Consider the following 4,102-nt stretch of genomic DNA (forward strand, 5'->3'; position numbering starts at 1 on the left):
AGGGGCTGTCGCGCGGGTCCCTGCGGGATGTGTTCCTGGCCTGGGCAAGAGCCAACCCGCAAAGACTGGACGAGCCGGCCATCGAAGGGCTGGTCCGTGCCGCAGTCGCAAAATTCCCCTGCAAGCATTGAGGAAAAACGATGACGGATTGTGACATGGTCCGGGGCAAGACATGTATCCGGACCAGCCGGGCAGCACTCCTGGGGCTGGTCATGATCAGCGCAGTCGGGCTGAGCGCCTGTGAAAATGCTGGCCGGACCGCAGCGGTTGGTGCGGCAGCTGGTGCCGCCGGAAGCGCCACGGCAGCTGCAATCCGAGGCGACGACGTGCTGGAGAACGCCGCCGTCGGCGCAGCCACCGGTGCCGCCGCAGGCTTGGCCGGTTCCTTCGTCGCAAGCTTTTTCTGACAAAAATAACCTCCGGCGGGGCGGTGCATAAGGATTGCAGGTACGAGGGCCAGATGCGTCTAGAGCCGGCAAGTTAACTCCTGAAGAGGGCATTCACCGCTTAACTGACATGCGTAACCAATTAGTTCACCCTGAACAACGCCTTCAGGCCGTGATTTGCAGTGCCTGAGGGCTGCCAGTACCCCGCGTGAACCTTGGGAGAAGTGCAATCAGCCGGATGAACTGGCACAAAAGGATCCTCAAGTGGCGCAGGATCATGCGGATGTTGTGACCGCATCCGCACAGGACCGCGAAGAGGGCGTCGCCGGTCGTTCCCTTGAGGGGGCATCGGGTCAGGCGGCCGTCGGTCTTCATGTGGCCGATCATCGGCTCGATCGCGCTTCGTCGTCGCAGCAGTTTCGCGATCGCCCTTGTGACGCCGCGCCTCGCACCGCTGATGAAGACCTTCACGGTCTCGATGCCATGGCCGCGGTAGCCGCGATCGACGAAGGCCATGTCCGGGCGCCGGTCGGTCAGGATCTCCACCTGTTCCAGCGCCTCGTGCAGGGTGTGGCCGTCGTAAGGGTTGCCTGGCATTGCCCGCATACCCACCACGAAGCCGCCTTCGGTTGTGGTGGCGACAGTGACCTTCGTGCCGAACTCGTAGCGTTTGTGCGCCTTGCCCTTGGAGATGCAGTCCACGGCCGGTTCATGCAGGCTGTAAAGCTTCTTGCGGTCCTTCGGCTTCTGCGCCAGCAGCCGGTTTACCAGCGCTGTCAGCTCGGTGATCTGGTCTTTCAGCGGTCCCTCGGCCACCTTGTCCATCTGTCGCTCGATGTCGCGCAGCACGCGCCCGGTATAGCCCTTGAGACGGCGCAGGGCCTTGCGCATCCGTTTGAATTGCCGGGCATGGGCGTAGCGGCCGACCTGACCGCAAAGCCGGGGGCCGAGGCGGTTGTAGTTCTGGCGCAGGTCGATGCCAGCCTCGCGGGCCAGCCCGACGAGTTTGCGCCGTGCCTTCTCGTAAAGCCGGGCATCGGTGGGATGCGCGATGTTCTTTTCCATCACCGTGGTGTCGACGGTGACCTTCTTCAGGTGGTCGTCCTGCACCGTCCCGGCGCGCTGCCCAGCCCTGATCGTCTCGGTCAGCAGCCACTCCACGCCTTCTTCACCAATGCGGTTGCGCCAGCGGGTCATCGACGAGGCATCGATCGGCAGGCGATGTTGAAAGAAGGTCTCACCGCAGAAATGCTGCCAGTAAGGGTTCTCTGCCCATCGCGCCACGACAGCTTCATCGGACAGTCGGAACGCATGCTGGAGATAGAAGAGCCCCGCGACCAGGCGGGTTGGCGTGGCCGGACGACCGACCGAGGACGGGAAGAGCTCCGCCCATTCCCGCTCGAACACCTCCCAGTCGATCAGGGCGGCGAGCTTTACCAGTTCGTGGCGCATGTCGATCATCTCGACCAATCGTGCGCGAAGCAGATCATCCTGTTCCGGGGACGGTTTTCTGGGCTTCATATCGCAGCTCGAAATTGCAGGGTTTCAGCCGCAATAATACCAAACGCTGCATCCAAAACCTAAGGAAAACTCTGCATTATGCAGCAAAATCAGCGGGATGAGAGTTGTTCAGGGTGAACCACTTAGCCAAGCACTATGCAATTCTCACAGCGAGAGCTTTCAGGCGCTACCTCTGTAAATGCACCCGAACTTATTTTGCATCTCGCGATGCACTTCTTTTCGAAGTTTTTCAGCTTCGGCGTTTATGATTTCCAATTCGGCAGCCACGACGGAGGAAGCTCTGTCTTGCGACATGCTGGCAATCATGGCCTTTGCTTGTAAACGAGCGCTTTCTACCAGAGCAGGCTCAAAGAACCCATGGGCGGCACGCGCATTGAGTTCTGAATCTTCGGGCGTTTGCCCGACCTCGCAGCGATAGCTCAGCGTGCCTTTGCGGTCCGTCGCTGGAAAAGTGTAATCCGAAGTTTCCGATGCAAACGCTCCGAGACCACCGATGCCGATTGCTGCCGGAAAGTCGTCGGGAACTTCGCAAAGCCCAATCTGCGATTAGCTGCCATTTGCGCATCGCGCAGCATCCGTCAGTTTGGGCTCAAACCGGTCATTCTGACACCGTCCGGGCCAGCTGGCAGTGCACGCCACGTCGCGCATATGACCGCCGCGAACGAGCGCAAACCGGTCACGCTAGCCGACCTGCCCTCACATCCCGCGCACCAGGTGGCCCTCGTAGATCGCAACCAGCTTCTTGACCGCCTCTTCGGGCGGCAGTTCCTCGCTCTCGCCGGTGCGGCGACTGGTCAGCTCTACCACCCCGTTCTTCAATCCCCGCGGCCCCACGGTGATCCGCCAGGGCAGGCCGATCAGGTCCATCGTGGCAAACTTCGCCCCCGCCCGCTCCTCGGTATCGTCATAGAGCGGCTCAAGCCCCGCAGCCGCCATCGCCGCACAGATCGCCTCGCTGGCCGCATCGGCCTGCGGATCGCCGACCTTGAGGTTGACCACGCCCGCATGGAACGGCGTCACCCCCTCGGGCCAGATGATGCCGCGCTCGTCATGGCTCGCCTCTATGATCGCCCCCAGAAGGCGGCTCACCCCGATGCCGTGGCTGCCCATGTGCACCGGCACCGGCTTGCCGTCCGGACCCTGCACCGTGGCGCCCATCGGCTCGGAATACTTGGTCCCGAAATAGAAGATCTGCCCCACCTCGATGCCACGCGCCACCCGGCGGCGCTCTTCTGGCACCCGGGCGAAAACGGCCTCGTCATGGGTCTCGTCGGTGCGGGCATAAAGCGCGGTGAACTCCTCCATCACGGCGCGACAATCGTCAACGCTGTCATAGTCGATCTCGCGCGCGCCAAGGCGAATGTCCGTGACCGCGCTGTCATAGAACACCTCGGACTCGCCGGTTTCGGCCAGCACGAGGAACTCATGCGTGTTGTCGCCGCCGATCGGCCCCGAATCCGCCCGCATCGGGATCGCCTGCAAGCCCATCCGCTCATAGGTGCGCAGATAGCTCACCAAGTGGCGGTTATAGGCGTGCAGCGCGTCCTCCTTGCTGAGGTCGAAATTGTATCCGTCCTTCATCAGGAACTCGCGCCCGCGCATCACGCCGAAGCGCGGGCGGATCTCGTCGCGGAATTTCCACTGGATCTGGTAGAGCGTCAACGGCAGGTCGCGATAGCTGCCCACATGGGCGCGGAAGATGTCGGTCACCAATTCCTCGGCGGTGGGCGTGTAAAGCAGGTCGCGCCCGTGCCGGTCCTTCATCCGCAGCATTTCCTCGCCGTAATCGTCATAGCGCCCGCTCTCGCGCCAGAGGTCGGCGGATTGCAAAATCGGCATCTGGAACGGAATATGCCCGGCCCGCGCCTGTTCCTCATGGACGATGTTCTCGATCTTGCGCAGAACCTTGAAGCCCAGCGGCAACCACGAATAGATCCCCGCCGCCGATTGCTTGATCATCCCCGCCCGCAGCATCAGCCGATGGCTGACGATCTGCGCCTCGGCGGGGTTTTCTTTCAGCACGGGAAGGAAATAGCGCGAAAGTCGCATCATGGGCCTCGTGTGTTCAGGGTCGCCCCCCTCTAGCCGAGAGGCCCGGACCAGACAAGGGGCACAAGCCGAGCGCCCGGCCCTCCCCCCTTGATCCCGCGCCCATATCCCGCAAGGGTTGCGATGGTGCAGGTGAAAGGGTGCGC

The 4,102-nt window shown here is 62.3% G+C and carries 4 protein-coding genes; 2 read left to right on the forward strand and 2 right to left on the reverse strand.

Translation table 11 applies throughout. The annotated features are described in order from the left end of the window. Nucleotides 1-5: 5 nt before the first annotated feature. Both ACESL9_RS17285 and ACESL9_RS17290 read left to right on the forward strand, forming a co-directional pair. Complete coding sequence (locus ACESL9_RS17285) at nt 6-131, forward strand: Rap1a/Tai family immunity protein (RefSeq protein WP_372675330.1); 126 nt, start codon at nt 6-8, stop codon at nt 129-131. 81 nt (nt 132-212) lie between these two features. Continuing rightward, complete coding sequence (locus ACESL9_RS17290) at nt 213-407, forward strand: hypothetical protein (RefSeq protein WP_372675328.1); 195 nt, start codon at nt 213-215, stop codon at nt 405-407. A gap of 144 nt (nt 408-551) precedes the next feature. Here ACESL9_RS17290 and ACESL9_RS17295 read toward each other — a convergent pair whose 3' ends face one another. Both ACESL9_RS17295 and proS read right to left on the reverse strand, forming a co-directional pair. Beyond that, a complete protein-coding gene (locus ACESL9_RS17295; RefSeq protein WP_372675329.1) occupies nt 552-1,907 on the reverse strand; it encodes an IS5 family transposase in 1,356 nt (451 codons plus the stop codon). Nucleotides 1,908-2,603: 696 nt separating this feature from the next. Beyond that, the gene (gene proS, locus ACESL9_RS17300) at nt 2,604-3,956 is read right to left on the reverse strand and encodes a proline--tRNA ligase (protein ID WP_372615319.1); all 1,353 of its coding nucleotides are present in this window, start codon (nt 3,954-3,956) and stop codon (nt 2,604-2,606) included. Between the last annotated feature and the right edge of the window lie 146 nt (nt 3,957-4,102).

Origin of the sequence: Aquicoccus sp., assembly GCF_041686535.1 — a bacterium.
In the GTDB taxonomy this organism is placed as follows: domain Bacteria; phylum Pseudomonadota; class Alphaproteobacteria; order Rhodobacterales; family Rhodobacteraceae; genus Aquicoccus.